We start from the raw sequence: 15,551 nt of genomic DNA, 5'->3' as shown, positions 1-15,551 counted from the left end.
CCGCGCCGTTTGGAACTCGCCTGCATCCGGTCGCAAACACTGCAGAATCTGCCGCCGCCATTGGCCAGCCGCGGGGTTTCGGGCTTTAGTTTCAGGTGATGTCCGTATTTGGAGGCTCATGGAATGACTGCCGTGCAACTCGCTGACCTTATCGCGCTAAGGCCGCAAGGGGTTTCAGATTCCAGCTACATCGACCGCGTAATCAAAGCCCTGCGCACGCACCTGGGGCTGGACGTGGCATTTATCGCGCAGTTTCGCGTCGAAGACCGGGTGTTCACCCATGTCGATGCCGAAGGCCCCGCGCCCATCAAACCCGGTGACACCCTGCCGCCCGAAGCCGGCTACTGCCAGCGGGTGGTCGACGGCCTGCTACCCGAGCTGATCGCCGACACCGCGCTGTGTCCGCAGGCCATGGAGCTGCCGGAAACCACCGCGCTGCCCATCGGTGCCCACCTGAGCGTGCCCATCTGGCTCAGCGATGGCCGCCTCTACGGCACCCTCTGCTGCTTCGGCTACACCGCCGATGCCACCCTCAGTGAGCGCGATATCAGCGTGATGCGGGTATTCGCCGACCTGATCGCCGACCAGCTGGACAGCGAACTCAAACGCGTACGCGACCGCGTGCAAAAGCACCGGCGCATCTCGCAAGTGCTGGCCAGCGACCAGCCGACCATCGTCTACCAACCCATTCTTGCCGCGCAGACCCTGGAGCTGTGCGGCTGGGAGTGCTTGGCGCGCTTTAACACCCAACCCCAGCGCAGCCCCGATCAATGGTTTCTCGAAGCCGCCGATGCCGGCCTCGGTGTCGACCTGGAATTGCGCGCCATTCAGCGGGCAGTCAGAGCCCTGAACGACCTGCCGGAGCACACCTACCTGGCCCTCAACTGCTCGCCGCAACTGGTTTACAGCGGCCGCCTGAACCCCTTTCTACAAGACCTGCCGCCGCGCCGGCTGGTGCTGGAAATCACCGAACATGCTGCCGTGGCCGACTATGTGCGCCTCGAACAGGCGCTGGCACCGCTGCGCCAGCGTGGCGTGCGGCTGTCCATCGACGACACCGGCGCGGGCTACGCCAGCATGCGTCATATCCTCGAACTGAGCCCGGACATCATCAAGCTCGACATGAGCATTACCCAAGGCATCGACCACGACTTCAAACGCCGGGCGCTGGCGTCATCGTTGATTGCCTTTGCCCGGGAAACCGGCAGCAGCGTGGTGGCCGAAGGGGTGGAAACCGAGCAGGAGCTCGACACCTTGCGGATCTTGGGAGTGCACAAGGTGCAGGGTTATTTGCTGGGGCGGCCGCGGCCGCTCGCGGATGCGTTGGCGATGGGGCGCAAGAAGGTAGGGTAGGCGTGCCTTCAACCTTTGCGCTTGGCCCTGACCACCGGTGCAGACTTGCCCCCAGGCGACCTCCCCTCGCTGGCGGCGCGGTCAATCTCATAACCTCCGCGCTCCTCACTCACAGCGGCGGATATACGCTTGCCCTGAAGCACCTCCCAGCCCATGCACGCCAGAGCGATGTGATAGGGGATGGGATTGGGGCCCGAACTATAGGCGGTGATGGTGCGACGCGTCAGATGCAATGCCTCAGCAGCGCCCGTCAAGGACAAGCCATGGCGCTGCATCCATTCCTTGAAAGCACCCTTGGGCATGGCTTCTCCCGCTTGCTCCAGGGCCAACCGATAGAGCGTCGCGGCGGCCAGTTCGATATCGCCCGGCCAGACCAGATCGAAACCCCACTCGCCTACCTGCACCTGCCTGAACAGTTCGGCATCCTGTAAGGGTGCCAATACGCTGAAGGTTCTGATCAGCTCGGCCAGGTTCACGCCAAGCACGCGACCATCGTTCCAGGTAATGCGCAATGCCTGGCTGGCGGGTGCCGGCTCAACGGCGGTTATGCGTAATTTGCTGTTCATGGTGCTGTCCTGCCGTTTTGTTCGTTCCACACGCGAATCAGCGTGGCGTGGTTTTGCCGGGCCCAATCGAGTGCGGCCTTGAGTGCCCGGGTCGAGCGGCCGGGAGCCGCGAGAGTCACGTTGGGCCATGGATGGCCCATCGGGACGGCCCCTGGAGCAACGACGGAGCGGAGACCCTCGCTCCGTCGTTGTTCCGGGGGGCAGCGAGATGGCCCGCGCCCTCATGGACGCCTGCCCCCCAGCGGTATAAGCCAATAAAAAACGGGGCCTCGAAGGGCCCCGTTCTTATTCGCAAGCGGACGTCTACACGCAGTGCATCTGCTTCGGATCGTTCTCCACCAACCAGGTGCTCAGCGCCAGATTGATGCGTTGTTGCCAATCGCCACCAGCCGCGCGAAAGGCTTTAAGCACTTCCGGGTCGAGTTGCAGCTGCACGTCTTCATGCCGTTGCGCCGGCTGGGTCAGCCGCGCTCGCGCCGCCGCAGCGGCCTGGGGGTCGCCAAAGAGCTCTTCGAGCAGCTCGTCAGTGCTTTGTAGTTCAGTCATGCGTTGCCCTCTGCCGACCGCTGTGCCCGGCCGGCTCGCTTCAATTCTTCTTTCCACACGCTTGTATCCAGAATTACACACACATGGCTCCGACTCCCGCCGCTGGCCAGGAGTTCAGGCTAATCGACCACTAGCAGGGCAAAACGTGACACAGGTTGAATCGAAGCTGCGCTGTCAGGCCGGTTTGCTGAGTACCGACTGCAACATATCCATCAACGCCTGCGGACCATAGGGCTTGCTCAGCAGGTGGATGTCCGGGGTGAGCTGGTGGTTGCGGGAGATGATGTCGCGGGTGTGGCCGGAAGTGAACAGCACGGGAATCACCGGCTGCTGCAGCTTGGCCCAGGCGGCCAGGTCGGCGCTTTTGACCGTGCCGGGCATCACCACATCGGTGAAGATCAGGTCGATATGCGCGCCGCTTTGCAGAACTTCCATGGCCCCATCGCCATTGGCAGCCAGCAGCACCTTGTAGCCCAGCTGCTGCAACAGCTCGTCAACGGTGGAGCGCACGTCGGCGTTGTCTTCCACCACCAGAATGGTTTCCCCGCCGGCCACCTGGAACGCTATCGGGGTCGTCGCAGGCTGAAGGTTTTCCGCCAGGGTGCTGCGCGGGAAATACAGGTGCACGGTGGTGCCCAGGCCTAGTTGGCTGGTCATATCGATATGACCGCCGCTCTGTTTGACGAAGCCAAACACCATGCTCAGGCCCAGCCCGGTGCCATGGCCGTTGGGTTTGGTGGTGAAGAAGGGCTCGAAGGCATGCCCCAGCACATCGGCACTCATACCGCCGCCGCTGTCGGCGATGGACAGGTGCACGTAGTCACCCGTCACAATCTCTTTGCCTTCGCAGAAAGCGGCGTCCAGCACCACGTTATCGGCGTGAATGCGGATGGTGCCTTCGCCATGCATGGCGTCGCGGGCGTTGAGCGCCAGGTTGAGCAGGGCGTTTTCCAGCTGATTGCGGTCCAGGTGCACGCTCCAGGGATCGGCGGTCAGCTGCAGGTCGATATGAATCATCTCGCCCAAGGCCCGTTGCAGCACTTCGCCCAGGCCGTCATACAGGCTGCGCAGGCTGTACACCGCCGGCGACAGCGGTTGCTGGCGGGCAAAGGCGAGCAGTTGCGAGGACAGTTTTGCGCCCTTTTCCACCGCTGCCAGCGCCGAGCCCAAGCGCCGCTGCACATTGGCGTTGTCCGGTTCCTGGCGGGCCAGCAGGTGCAGGTTGGAGGCGATCACTTGCAGCAGGTTGTTGAAGTCGTGGGCCACACCGCCGGTAAGGCCACCGATGGCTTCCAGCTTCTGCGCCTGACGCAGACGCGCTTCAACTTCCGAGCGCGCCTGCACTTCGGCCTCCACCCGCTGCTCCAGGGTGCGGGTCAGTTGCAGCAGCGATTCTTCGGCCACCTTGCGTTCATGAATATCGAAAATCAGCCCGGGAAAGCGCAGCGCTTTGCCGTGCTCATCGAACTCACAGCGCCCGCTCGCTTGCACCCACAGGTAGTCGCCATTGGGGCGACGAATGCGGTACTCGGCGTTATACGGGCCACCCTGTTCGAGGGTGTATTGCACCAGGCGGTCGACGCGGGGGAAGTCGTCGGGGTGGATCACCGCATTGGCACCCTCGATGGGCAGATCGTCCAGCGGCTGATCCAGCGGATAGGAGAAGGTGCGGGCAAAACGCTCATCGCCGGACAGCTGATTGTTGGCGACATCCCAGACGAAGGAGCCCAACAAGGCACCGGCGTTGAGGGCCAGTTGCAAGCGCTCATCGGCGGCATGAAACGCGCTTTCGGCTTCATTGCGCTGACGTTCGGAAATCACATGGGCCGTGGTTTCGACCACTATGGCGATAACGCCGGCGGGGGTGCCGTTATCGTCGCTTACCGGGCTGTAATAAAGGTCCATCCAGACCTCTTCCGGCTGGCCGTTGCGCAGCAGGATCAGGTCTTTTTTCTGATAGGCCAGGGTACCGCCGGCCAGGCACACGTTGACGATATTGCGATTGAACTCGGCGATTTCCGGCCAGCCCAGCTCCACCGGGGTGCCAAGCAGATAGGGGTGGCGGCCGCCGGCGAACTCGGCGTAGGCATCGTTGTAGATCATGTAGCCGGGGCGGCTCCATAGCATCACCAGGGGCACGGGGGATGCCAACAGCATCTGCACGTTGGTGCACAGGCTTTTGGACCAGGTATCGATGGCACCCAGGTCGGTGCCCGACCAGTCGAACGCACGGATGCGCTCAGCCATCTCCCCGCTCCAGCCTGCGCATGCGTGGCTGTCCATTAGAAAAGACATCGTCCTACCCCACCCCGAAAACCTGCGACCGTGCCCACGAGTCACTGCGGGTTTGGAGCGCTACTGCTGCGGAAAATTCACTGAGTTTTTTCAGGCCTTATTGCCCGTTAGCCAATCTACCGATTCGTACTGGAAGCGGCGACTGGCGCAAGGCGGATAATCGCCTTTCGGCGAGCCTGAATATAGGTATAGAGCAGCTGCTGGATACAGGAAATACGCGGCGCAGAGTCAGCGCGGCTTTTGGCGTTTGCTGATTTTCACCGCAGCAATAACGACGGCGATGCAGCCGAAGATGCGCTGGGTATCTTCTCCGAGCGCGAACAAGCCTTTGCCGCCCGCTCCAGTCCGACTCTGCAAACCCACAGCAAGGTCGTTGTGGTGAGTCAGGAGCAGAATTCCAAATGCAAACAGCAGCAGATAGGGCCAGGTATCAAGAAGAAAGGTTTTAATTAAGCAGCCCTCACAGCCAGAAAGCCTTACGGTTGTTGTGACGTAGCAAAGTCGCAATCGCAGCAGACTTCATCCATTCACCCCTGAAAAATCCAAACCGTGGCGCGTTTATACCGAGCTTGGCGCTTACTGCCCTGGTCGCTGCAAACAGCGCCGATAACGCTCATCCACGCGCTGGGCGAACCAGGCTGTGGTGAGCTTACGGGTGATCTTCGGGCTTTGCAGGGTGATGCCGGGGAGCACTGCGCGCGGCACCGGCTTGCCGGCGCGCTGGTCGGCAAGTTGGTACAGGTCGGCATACAGGTCGGTGTCTTCGAACTCCAGGGTTTCGCCTTTTTCCAGGGCGCGGCGCAGCGCGGTGTCGCTGGCACCCAGGCGTTTTCCCAAGGTGCGCAGGGCTTTTTCAGTGGAGCTGGGCAGCAGGGAGCCGGGCACCAGCAGGTCGCCATCCAGCGCCAGTTCGATGCCGGTCAACTGGCTGACTGCACGCTGAAACGCGGCGTTGCGGCTGGCGTACCAGCCGGCGTTGAAGTCGGCGAAGCGGTACAGCGGCTCAGCGTAGTCGGCTGGGTAACCGAGCAAATGGGCGATGCCGAAGTACATTCCGCCGCGGCGGCTGAACACTTCCTGACGCAGGCTGCCGTTGTAGCTATAGGGGTACTCGCGCGCGTGCTGTTCGGCAAACGCGATGCTCACCTGCATCGGCCCGCCGGTATGCACCGGGTTGAAGGTGCCGAACAGTTGCCCGCCCAGGGGCACCATGCCGATGAAGTCATCAAAGATCGCACTCAGCTGTTTTTCACTGCGCACGGCCGCCAGGCGTTCGTTGTAGGTCTTGCCGGTGGGCGATGGCAGTTGCAGCGCGGCGCTCACCAGAAAACCCGGAATGTGCAGACGGCTGGCGCGCCGGTCGATTTCCTGCCGGGCGATCTTGCCCAGGCCGGGCACCTGAGGGTCTGCCTGGAAGGTGGACTCCTGCTCAGTAACCGCCAGCACGGCACAGAGGTTTTCGCTGCTGGCGTCGAGCTTCTGGGTAGTGAAGGCCACCTGAATGTCCGTGGCCCAACCGGAGCGGTCGCTGAGCGTGCCCGGCAGCAGTTTCAGCACCTTGCTGTGGATTTCCGCCGGGCTGGGTTGTGGCGGCTGCACCGTGCGCGAGCCGCACCCGGCCAGCGCCAAGGCGGCGAAAACCAGCAGCCATTCACTGCGTATCAATGTTGACGGCATATAACCTTCCAATGGGGCGCGCGCAGAGAAGACAAGCGTAACCGCCCACGGTTCGCTTCGCGTGGATGTGTACGTTCGTCGAATTCTTCCCCGGGAATTCGGGTTGCACCTTTTCCCCAAAACCGTCTGAAACGATCCATTTTGTAGCAACGAAAACCCCACCAATGCCGCGACGCACCGCATGAGTGCAGAAAGGTAACGTCTCGCTAAACCGCGCAAATCAAGGCTTACAGCGCTTCGGCAAAAAATGGTTGCGCCTAGTTGCACCTTTGACTTCCAGCGGGTTTAATCCACGCTGAATTTGCACCGCACAGGCGCTGTGAAAAACGCTGCCCGACTGCGCGCAGCCGTTTTCCCACCGCCGGGCTCGACCCTTCAGGAAAAACCAATGGCCACTACCACCCTTGGCGTAAAACTCGACGACGCCACCCGCGAGCGTCTCAAGCTGGCAGCCCAGTCGATCGACCGCACGCCGCACTGGCTGATCAAGCAGGCGATCTTCAATTACCTGGAACAGTTGGAAGGCGGTCTGACTCCGCCGGAACTGTCCGGTATCGCTGCCGCCCTGGGTGAAGAGCCGTTGGAAGCCCTGAGCGATCAGGGCCTGCAATGCTTCCTGGATTTCGCCGAAAGCATCCTGCCGCAATCAGTGCTGCGCGCCGCCATCACCTCCGCTTACCGTCGCCCGGAGCCGGAAGCGCTGGCCATGTTGCTGGAGCAGGCCCGTCTGCCGAAGGCACAAGCCGAGGCCACCAACAAGCTGGCCATGGGTATCGCGGAAAAACTGCGCAACCAGAAAAATGCCGGTGGCCGTCAGGGCCTGGTGCAGGGCTTGCTGCAGGAGTTTTCCCTGTCCTCCCAAGAAGGTGTCGCGCTGATGTGCCTGGCCGAGGCGCTGCTGCGCATTCCGGACAAGGCCACCCGTGACGCGCTGATCCGCGACAAGATCAGCAACGGCAACTGGAGCCAGCACCTGGGCAACAGCCCGTCGATGTTCGTCAACGCCGCTTCGTGGGGTCTGTTGATCACCGGAAAATTGGTGGCCACCCACAACGAAGCCGGCTTGGCCACGTCGCTCAACCGCTTGATCGGCAAAGGCGGCGAGCCGCTGATTCGCAAGGGCGTGGACATGTCCATGCGCCTGATGGGCGAGCAGTTCGTTACCGGCGAAACCATCGCCGAAGCGCTGGCCAACGCCACCAATATGGAAAGCAAAGGCTTCCGTTACTCCTACGATATGCTCGGCGAAGCGGCCCTCACCGACGCCGATGCCAAACGCTACCTGGCTTCCTACGAGCAGGCGATTCACGCCATCGGCAAGGCCTCCCACGGCCGTGGCATTTATGAAGGCCCGGGCATTTCCATCAAGCTGTCGGCACTGCACCCGCGCTACAGCCGCGCGCAGTACGAGCGGGTGATGGATGAGCTGTACCCGATCCTGCTCAGCCTTACGCAACTGGCCAAGCAATACGACATCGGTCTGAATATCGACGCTGAAGAAGCCGACCGCCTGGAGCTGTCGCTGGATCTGCTCGAGCGCCTGTGCTTTGACCCATCGCTGGCTGGCTGGAACGGTATCGGTTTTGTCATTCAGGCCTACCAGAAGCGTTGCCCGTATGTGATCGACTATGTGATCGATCTGGCCAAGCGCAGCCGCCATCGCCTGATGATCCGTCTGGTGAAGGGCGCGTACTGGGACAGCGAAATCAAACGCGCCCAGGTCGACGGCCTGGAAGGCTACCCGGTGTACACCCGCAAGCCGTACACCGACGTTTCCTACATTGCCTGTGCGCGCAAACTGCTCGCCGTGCCAGAAGCCATCTACCCGCAATTCGCCACCCACAACGCCCATTCGTTGTCGGCCATCTACCAGCTCGCCGGGCAGAACTACTACCCCGGCCAGTACGAGTTCCAATGCCTGCACGGCATGGGCGAACCGCTGTACGAGCAAGTGGTGGGCAAGGTGGCCGATGGCAAGCTGAACCGACCGTGCCGTATCTACGCTCCGGTGGGCAGCCATGAAACCCTGCTGGCCTATCTGGTTCGCCGCCTGCTGGAAAACGGCGCGAATACCTCGTTCGTCAACCGCATCGCCGACCACAGCATCTCGATCAAAGAACTGGTGCTAGACCCAGTGGCGCAGATCGAGCAGATGGCCGCCGCCGAAGGTGGCCTGGGCCTGCCGCACCCGCGAATCGCCCTGCCGCGCGCCCTGTACGGCGACGCCCGCTTGAACTCCGAAGGCATCGACCTGGCCAACGAACACCGTCTGGGTTCGCTGTCCTCCGCCTTGCTGAGCAGCACCAACAACCGTTATGTGGCGCTGCCGATGCTCGGTTGCGACACCCCGGCACCGGGTGCCGCCGAAGCGGTGAAAAACCCTTCCGACCACCGCGACACCGTCGGCCATGTCAGTGAAGCCAGCGAAGCCGATATCAAAAGTGCGGTGCTCTGCGCGGTCTCCAGCGGGCAGATCTGGCAGGCCACCACGCCGGACGAACGTGCCACCGTACTGGAACGCGCCGCCGACCAGATGGAAGCGGAAATGCAGCAACTGATGGGCCTGCTGGTGCGTGAAGCCGGCAAGACCTTCGCCAACGCCATCAGCGAGGTGCGTGAAGCGGTGGACTTCCTGCGTTATTACGCCGCCCAGGCGCGTGATTTCTTCAGCAATGACAGCCACCGCCCACTGGGCCCGGTGGTGTGCATCAGCCCATGGAACTTCCCGCTGGCGATTTTCTCCGGCCAAGTCGCCGCTGCCCTGGCTGCCGGTAACACCGTACTGGCCAAACCGGCCGAGCAAACGCCGCTGATCGCCGCCCAGGCCGTGCGCATTCTGCTCGAAGCCGGGGTTCCCGGCGGTGCCGTGCAACTGCTGCCGGGCCGTGGCGAAAGCGTCGGTGCCCGTCTGATTGCCGATGAGCGGGTGCGTGGCGTGATGTTTACCGGTTCCACCGAAGTGGCCGGCATCATTCAGCGCAATATCGCCGGCCGCCTGGACGCCCAGGGCCGCACCATTCCGCTGATCGCCGAAACCGGCGGCCTCAACACCATGATCGTCGACTCCTCGGCCCTCACCGAGCAGGTGGTGGTGGACGTGGTCAGCTCGGCCTTCGACAGCGCCGGCCAGCGTTGCTCGGCCCTGCGTGTGCTCTGCGTGCAGGAAGATGTGGCCGACCGGGTGATCGATATGCTCAAGGGTGCCATGGCCGAATACGTCCTCGGTAACCCCGAGCGCCTGAGCACCGACGTCGGTCCGGTGATCGATGCCGAAGCCAAGGCCGGTATCGAAGCGCATATCGCCGCGATGCGCGAAAAAGGTCGCACGGTGTTCCAGGCCGCCCGCGCCAAAGGCGACGAGATCAAACGCGGCACCTTTGTGATGCCGACCCTGATCGAGCTGGACAGCTTCAGCGAGCTGCAACGGGAGATCTTCGGCCCGGTGCTGCACGTGGTGCGCTACCAGCGCGCCAACCTGGCCAGCCTGCTGGAGCAGATCAATGCCAGCGGCTACGGCCTGACCCTCGGCGTGCACACCCGCATCGACGAGACCATCGCCCAGGTGGTGAGCACTGCCAAGGTCGGCAACCTGTATGTGAACCGCAATATCGTTGGTGCGGTGGTCGGCGTGCAGCCATTCGGCGGTGAAGGTCTGTCCGGCACCGGTCCGAAAGCCGGCGGCCCGCTATATATGTACCGCCTGCTGTCCACCCGTCCGCAGGACGCCGTGGCCAAACAACTGAGCGGCTCCAGCAAGCTGCCCGCCGAACAGAGCCAGGCTCTGCAGGCCTTCGACGACTGGGCCGCGCAGCAGGAACCGGATGTGGCCGCGCTCAGCGCGCAGTTCAACGAACTGGCGCAAAGCGGCAGCGTGCATGTACTGCCCGGCCCGACTGGCGAGCGCAACACCTACAGCCTGCTGCCACGTGAGCACGTGCTGTGCCTGGCGGAAGAGCGCAGCGAACTGCTGGTGCAACTGGCGGCCGCCCTGGCGGTTGGTAGCCAGGTGATCTGGCAAGAGCAGCCACTGACCCAGGAACTGCTCAAGGCACTGCCCAAAGAAGTGCAGAAACGCATCCAACTGATCAGCGACTGGAGCAGCAGCGCCTTGAGCTTCGACGCCATCCTGCACCACGGCGACTCCGATCAGCTGCGCGCCGTGTGCGAACTGGCGGCGCAACGCAAAGGCGCAATCATCGGTGTGCATGGCCTGAACAAAGGCGAGACAGATATTCCGTTGGAGCGTCTGTTGATCGAGCACGCGCTGAGCATCAACACCGCTGCGGCGGGGGGTAATGCGTCGTTGATGACGATTGGCTAAACCAACGCATCGTCGTCCCAGCGTAGGCTGGGACCCAGAATTTCGGATTGAACCAAATCCTGCAAGATTCTGGGTCCCAGCCTACGCTGGGACGACGGATGTTTTGAGATGGAATTTTGAATTGAACCCCGCGGCCTTCGGGCCGCACCCAGGCTCTTGCTGCAAGGGCCTGACCCTGGCCGAGGCGGCACTCACCCGAGTCGCTGCCAACGCCACGCGTGCCGCATCCATTGCGAGGGCTATCCGCCCAGCGGCGCGCGCCTTCCCTAGCGCACTTCGGTGCCCTGCGCCGGCTTACCCAGCCGGTGCGGGATTTTAGGTTTCTGCGTAAACAAAAAAGCTCGCGGCTAAAGCCGCTCCTACGAATCGCACCATCCGTAGGAGCGGCTTCAGCCGCGAGCTTTTGTTTCCTGGGTTGGCGGTACCTACCCAGGAGATCCGCGTCAACGATTGGCGGTTGGCTGTACCTGAGCCAATTCGCCCTTGGCTTCAGCTTCGCTGTTGAGCTTGGCCAGACGCGCGGTGAGTTCGGCCAGTTGGCTGTCTTTGAGTACGATCAGGCGCTGCAGTTTATCCAGCTGCGATTGCAGGTCTGCCACGCGGCTGGACAGTTCTTCACCTTCGCGACGGGCCTGGGCCAGCTCTTCCTGGGTGATTGCCAGACGGTTGTCGGCTTCCTGCTTGGCCGCGGCCTTGCTGCCTTTGGCACCGTCTTTATGTTCGGCACGACCGCTGCCCTGCTCGCCAACCAGGCTGAGTTTGTCGCTGGCCGCTGGGGTGGCGGGGGCACTGCCGGCTTCGCTGCGTTTGCGCGCATCGAGTTGGGCCAACGCTTCAGTGCGACCCGTGGCGTGCAGTTGTTCGCGGTTGGGCAGCTGCAGGTTTTGCGCAGTCTTCATCCGGTTGATATCGCCGTTGTTGAAGGCGTCCGGGTTCATACGCTGAATCGCCAGCATGGCCTGGTGCGGCGAGGCGTCACCACGGATGGCCTGGGCGATATCCCACAGGCGGTCGTTGTTACGGGTGCGGTACTGGCCACCGGCGACCGGGCCTTCTGCCGTCGAACTGGCCGCGACCGCTGGCGCAGTAGCGGCTGCAGGGGCTGTGGCGGCAACGGCTGGAGCTGCAACCGGTGCCTTGGCTTTCACCGCTGGGGCGGCACTGGCGACTGGCGCACTGACAGGGGCTGGTGCCGCAAAGGCGTAGTTCGGCGGGTCGATCAGCAGACTGTACTCACGCAGCTGCAGGCCGTCGGGGGAAACCACTTCGACGAGGAAATTCAGGTACGGCTCGGTGATCGGGCGGGTGGAGGTCACCCGGATCATGCTCTGCCCTTTGGCATTGAGCTTGGTCTCGAACTGCAGCGCCAGCACCGCGCCATCGCGCTCGATGCCGGCTTTTTTGAAGGCTTCCGGCGAGGCCAGGCGCACTTTCAGCTCTTCGGGGCCCAGTTCACGCACGCCTTGCAGGTCGATCTGCGCCCGCAGCGGCTGGCTCAGGCTGGACAACACCTGGGCCTCGCCCACGCTCAGGGCCAGGGCGGCATTCGGCAACAGGGTGGCCGAGGCCAAGGCCAAAGCCGTCAGCAGGCGGGGGTACTTCTTGAGCATGTCGGCTCTCCTCATCGTTGACCACGCAGGGCGCGTGCGGCCGCGCATGATGGCGAGGTTGCCGTGGAGGAATTGCGCGCTCTGGCACAGGCTGGCGAAAGCGCCACAAGGGAAGGCTGAAATTGTGCAGCAGGTACGGAAAAAACCACGAAGGTGTCGCACTTGATGAACCCACCACCGTCGTCCCAGCGTAGGCTGGGACCCAGAATTTCGGATTGGTCGGTGAATGCCTGGTCGATTCTGGATTCCAGCCTTCGCTGGAATGACGGTGATTGATGGGTGGGTGCCTATCAGGACGCGATACTGCTCTGCTCCCGCAGCAACTTCACAAAATGCTCCGCCGCCAACGGCCGGCTGATCAGAAAGCCCTGAAGCTCGTCGCAGCGCTGGGTTTTGAGGAAGTCCATCTGCGCCTGGGTTTCCACCCCTTCGGCAACCACTTTCAGCTCCAGGCTGTGGGCCATGGCGATAATGGCGCGGGTAATGGCGGCGTCTTCGCCGTTGGCCGACAGGTCGCGGATAAACGACTGGTCGATCTTCACGAAATCCACCGGGAAACGCTTGAGATAGCTCAGTGACGAATAACCGGTGCCGAAGTCGTCGATGGCCAGTTTGACCCCCATCTGCCGCAGCTGGTGGAAGGTGCTGATGACGTTCTCGACGTTATCCAGCAGCTGGCTTTCGGTCAGCTCCAGCTCGAGCAAATGCGGTGCCAGGCCGGTTTCGTCGAGCACCTGGCGCACCAGGCTGGTGAGGTTGCCCTGGCGCAGCTGATGCACCGAGAGGTTGACCGACACGCGGATGTCCGCCAGCCCCAGCACCTGCCATTCCCGCGCCTGGCGGCAGGCCTGACGCAGGACAAACTCACCAATCGGAGCGATCAGCCCGGTTTCTTCGGCCAGACCGATAAAGTCGCTCGGCGGCACCAGGCCCAGCTCCGGGTGACGCCAGCGCACCAAGGCTTCGGCCGACGCCAGGGTGTCGCTGGCCAGGCACAGTTTCGGTTGGTAGAAGACTTCCAACTGCCCCAGCTCGATGCCTTTGCGCAGTTGGTTTTCCAGTTGCAGACGCTCCAGGGTGCAGGCCTGCAGGTTGTCGGTGAAGAACTGGAAGGTGTTGCCGCCCAGGTGTTTGGCGTGCTGCATGGCCATGTTCGCCTGGCTGATCAGCGCGCTGATTTCCCGCGCGTTGTCCGGCAGCAGGCTGATACCGATGGAGGCGCTGACCACCAGCTCCTGCCCACCCACGGTCATCGGCATGCGCAGTTTGGTCAGCAGGCGGCTGGCCAATCGCGCAAGGTTGGACAGGCTGCCGTAGCTGTCGAGGATCACCGCGAACTCATCGCCGGACAGCCGTGCCAGGGTGTCGGCTTCCGGCATCGCCTGGGTCAGACGGCGGCTCATCTGGCGCAGCAACTGATCGGCCACTTCATGGCCGAGGCTGTCGTTAAGCATCTTGAAGCGGTCGAGGTCGATGTGCAGCAGCGCCAGGGTCCGGTCACCGTGGCGGGCACGCTGACAGGCTTCATGCAGCCGCCCCTTGAACAGGGTGCGGTTGGCCAGACCGGTGAGTTCGTCGTAATGCGACAGATACCGCAGGCGCTCTTCGGCTTCGCGCCGCGAGGTCAGGTCGGCAAAGAAGCCGACGATATGGCTGACCCGTCCACGGCTGTCGCGCACCACGTTGAGTTGCAGCCATTGCGGGTAAAGCTCGCCGTTCTTGCGGGTTTCCACCAGCTCGCCCTGCCATTTGCCGCTGTGTTCCAGCTCCTGGCGGATCACTTCGTATTGGCGGCGGGTGTCGCGGCTACCGATCATCCGCGCCACGCTCTGGCCGTGAACTTCTTCGGCGCTGTAGCCGGTAACGTCGCTGTAGGCCTGGTTGACCGCCAGCACCTTGTAGTCCGGGTCGAGGATGATGATGCCTTCGCTGGCCGCCTCGAACACGATGCCGGCCAGGCGCTGTTCTTCATCGCGGCTTTTCCACGCGGTGATATCCCGACGGGTGCCAAGCATCCGCGTGACACGGCCACTGGCATCGCGCTCGACGGCGCGGCCACGGTCTTCGATCCACAGCCATTGGTTGCTGGCGTGGCGCACGCGGTATTCGATCTGGTAGCCGTCGGACAGGCCCTTCATATGCTCCACCAGGGTGCGGCGCAGCAACGGCAGGTCTTCGGGGTGCAGGCGCGGCTTGAGGTCGCGCAGCATCACGGTGATGCCTTCGGGGTCGAGGCCGAAGATTTCTTTCAGGCGCGAGTGGTGGACTTCGTCGCTGATCAGGTTCCAGTCCCACATCCCCAGCTCGCTGGCCTCCAGCGCCAGGGCCAGGCGCGCTTCGCTTTTGCTCAGGGCATGGCTGGCGGCATCCAGTTCCAGGGTGCGCTGGGCCACGCGCATTTCCAGGTCGTTGTGGGCATCGCGCAGTTCGCGTTCGGCGCGGCAGCGCTGTTCGATCTCGCGGGCCAGTTCGCCATTCAGGCCCTCGGCCTGGCCTTTGGCATGTTCCAGGCGGCTGATCAGCGCCTGGTTATGGAAACGCTGCACCAGGCTGCGCTGCACCAGGCGGTTGATCTGCCAGGCCACCACCAGCAAGGCACCAAACAGAATCAGGCCAAGTACGCCCCAGCCCTGCTGCAGCAGCTCGCCATTGAGCAACAGGTAAGCAACCGACGGCACCAGGCAGGGCAAGGCGAAGGTGAGGAAAGCGGTGAGGCTGACGGCGTAGGCGACGCTAGCGGAAAGAATCGCGGCGCTGATCAGGCCGAACATCAGTACCTGCTCGAAAAACGCATCCGGCGGCACCAGGGCAATCGCCCCCACCGCCAGGGCCACGCCCGAGGCAAAGGCACCGAGCAGAAACATCTGCCGCCACATCGGTTTGGCCTGGCGCGAGGGCAACGCAGCGTTAAAGGCGGCCACCTGGATCAAGCGCAGCACTGCCAGCGCCACCACGCCGACCAACCAGCCGGCGAGCAGCAGATCACCTCGCGGTGCCCATAGCAAATAGGCACAGGCCAGCGCGCAGAGCAGCATAAACAGGGTGGGAATGCGTGAGCCCTCGTATAACAAACGAGTGCGTTCTACGGCGATGTCGGTGGCAAACAGCTGGCGGATGTCTCGATCGGTCTCTGCCAGGGGCAGTTCGAGAGGTAGCCTGGAATTAGCGGTCATAGGCCCTTTT

The 15,551-nt window shown here is 62.9% G+C and carries 9 protein-coding genes; 3 read left to right on the top strand and 6 right to left on the bottom strand.

Going from position 1 to position 15,551, the window contains the following annotated elements; genetic code table 11:
• The first annotated feature begins 123 nt into the window (after positions 1 to 123).
• On the top strand, positions 124 to 1,353 hold the full coding sequence (locus ACVW0Y_RS07395) for a sensor domain-containing phosphodiesterase (RefSeq protein ID WP_457437142.1): 1,230 nt from the start codon (positions 124 to 126) through the stop codon (positions 1,351 to 1,353).
• Positions 1,354 to 1,361: 8 nt separating this feature from the next.
• Here ACVW0Y_RS07395 and ACVW0Y_RS07390 read toward each other — a convergent pair whose 3' ends face one another.
• The 3 genes from ACVW0Y_RS07390 to ACVW0Y_RS07380 form a co-directional block, all read right to left on the bottom strand.
• The gene (locus ACVW0Y_RS07390; RefSeq protein WP_457437140.1) at positions 1,362 to 1,919 is read right to left on the bottom strand and encodes a DUF2442 domain-containing protein; all 558 of its coding nucleotides are present in this window, start codon (positions 1,917 to 1,919) and stop codon (positions 1,362 to 1,364) included.
• A 303-nt stretch (positions 1,920 to 2,222) separates the two neighbouring features.
• On the bottom strand, positions 2,223 to 2,465 hold the full coding sequence (locus ACVW0Y_RS07385; RefSeq protein WP_457437138.1) for a BrnA antitoxin family protein: 243 nt from the start codon (positions 2,463 to 2,465) through the stop codon (positions 2,223 to 2,225).
• A gap of 174 nt (positions 2,466 to 2,639) precedes the next feature.
• Complete coding sequence (locus ACVW0Y_RS07380; protein ID WP_457437136.1) at positions 2,640 to 4,760, bottom strand: PAS domain-containing protein; 2,121 nt, start codon at positions 4,758 to 4,760, stop codon at positions 2,640 to 2,642.
• Between the two features lie 240 nt (positions 4,761 to 5,000).
• Here ACVW0Y_RS07380 and ACVW0Y_RS07375 point away from each other — a divergent pair, with 240 nt between their 5' ends.
• Positions 5,001 to 5,213 (top strand): hypothetical protein, encoded by a 213-nt coding sequence (locus tag ACVW0Y_RS07375; protein WP_457437134.1) that lies wholly within the window; start codon positions 5,001 to 5,003, stop codon positions 5,211 to 5,213.
• Positions 5,214 to 5,336: 123 nt separating this feature from the next.
• On the opposite strand, the gene ACVW0Y_RS07370 is transcribed toward ACVW0Y_RS07375, so the two are convergent.
• Positions 5,337 to 6,437 (bottom strand): DUF1615 domain-containing protein, encoded by a 1,101-nt coding sequence (locus ACVW0Y_RS07370; protein ID WP_457437132.1) that lies wholly within the window; start codon positions 6,435 to 6,437, stop codon positions 5,337 to 5,339.
• A 388-nt stretch (positions 6,438 to 6,825) separates the two neighbouring features.
• Here ACVW0Y_RS07370 and putA point away from each other — a divergent pair, with 388 nt between their 5' ends.
• Positions 6,826 to 10,758 (top strand): trifunctional transcriptional regulator/proline dehydrogenase/L-glutamate gamma-semialdehyde dehydrogenase, encoded by a 3,933-nt coding sequence (gene putA / locus ACVW0Y_RS07365; protein ID WP_457437130.1) that lies wholly within the window; start codon positions 6,826 to 6,828, stop codon positions 10,756 to 10,758.
• 443 nt (positions 10,759 to 11,201) lie between these two features.
• Here the strand turns inward: putA and ACVW0Y_RS07360 are convergent, their stop codons facing one another.
• Both ACVW0Y_RS07360 and ACVW0Y_RS07355 read right to left on the bottom strand, forming a co-directional pair.
• Positions 11,202 to 12,368, bottom strand: coding sequence for a type IV pilus assembly protein FimV (locus tag ACVW0Y_RS07360; RefSeq protein WP_457437128.1), 1,167 nt, complete (start codon positions 12,366 to 12,368; stop codon positions 11,202 to 11,204).
• 290 nt (positions 12,369 to 12,658) lie between these two features.
• Positions 12,659 to 15,541, bottom strand: a complete 2,883-nt coding sequence (locus tag ACVW0Y_RS07355; RefSeq protein ID WP_457437126.1) for an EAL domain-containing protein — start codon at positions 15,539 to 15,541, stop codon at positions 12,659 to 12,661.
• Between the last annotated feature and the right edge of the window lie 10 nt (positions 15,542 to 15,551).

This window comes from Pseudomonas sp. TE3786, assembly GCF_054057335.1.
This window is presented reverse-complemented; position numbering and strand designations above follow the sequence as displayed.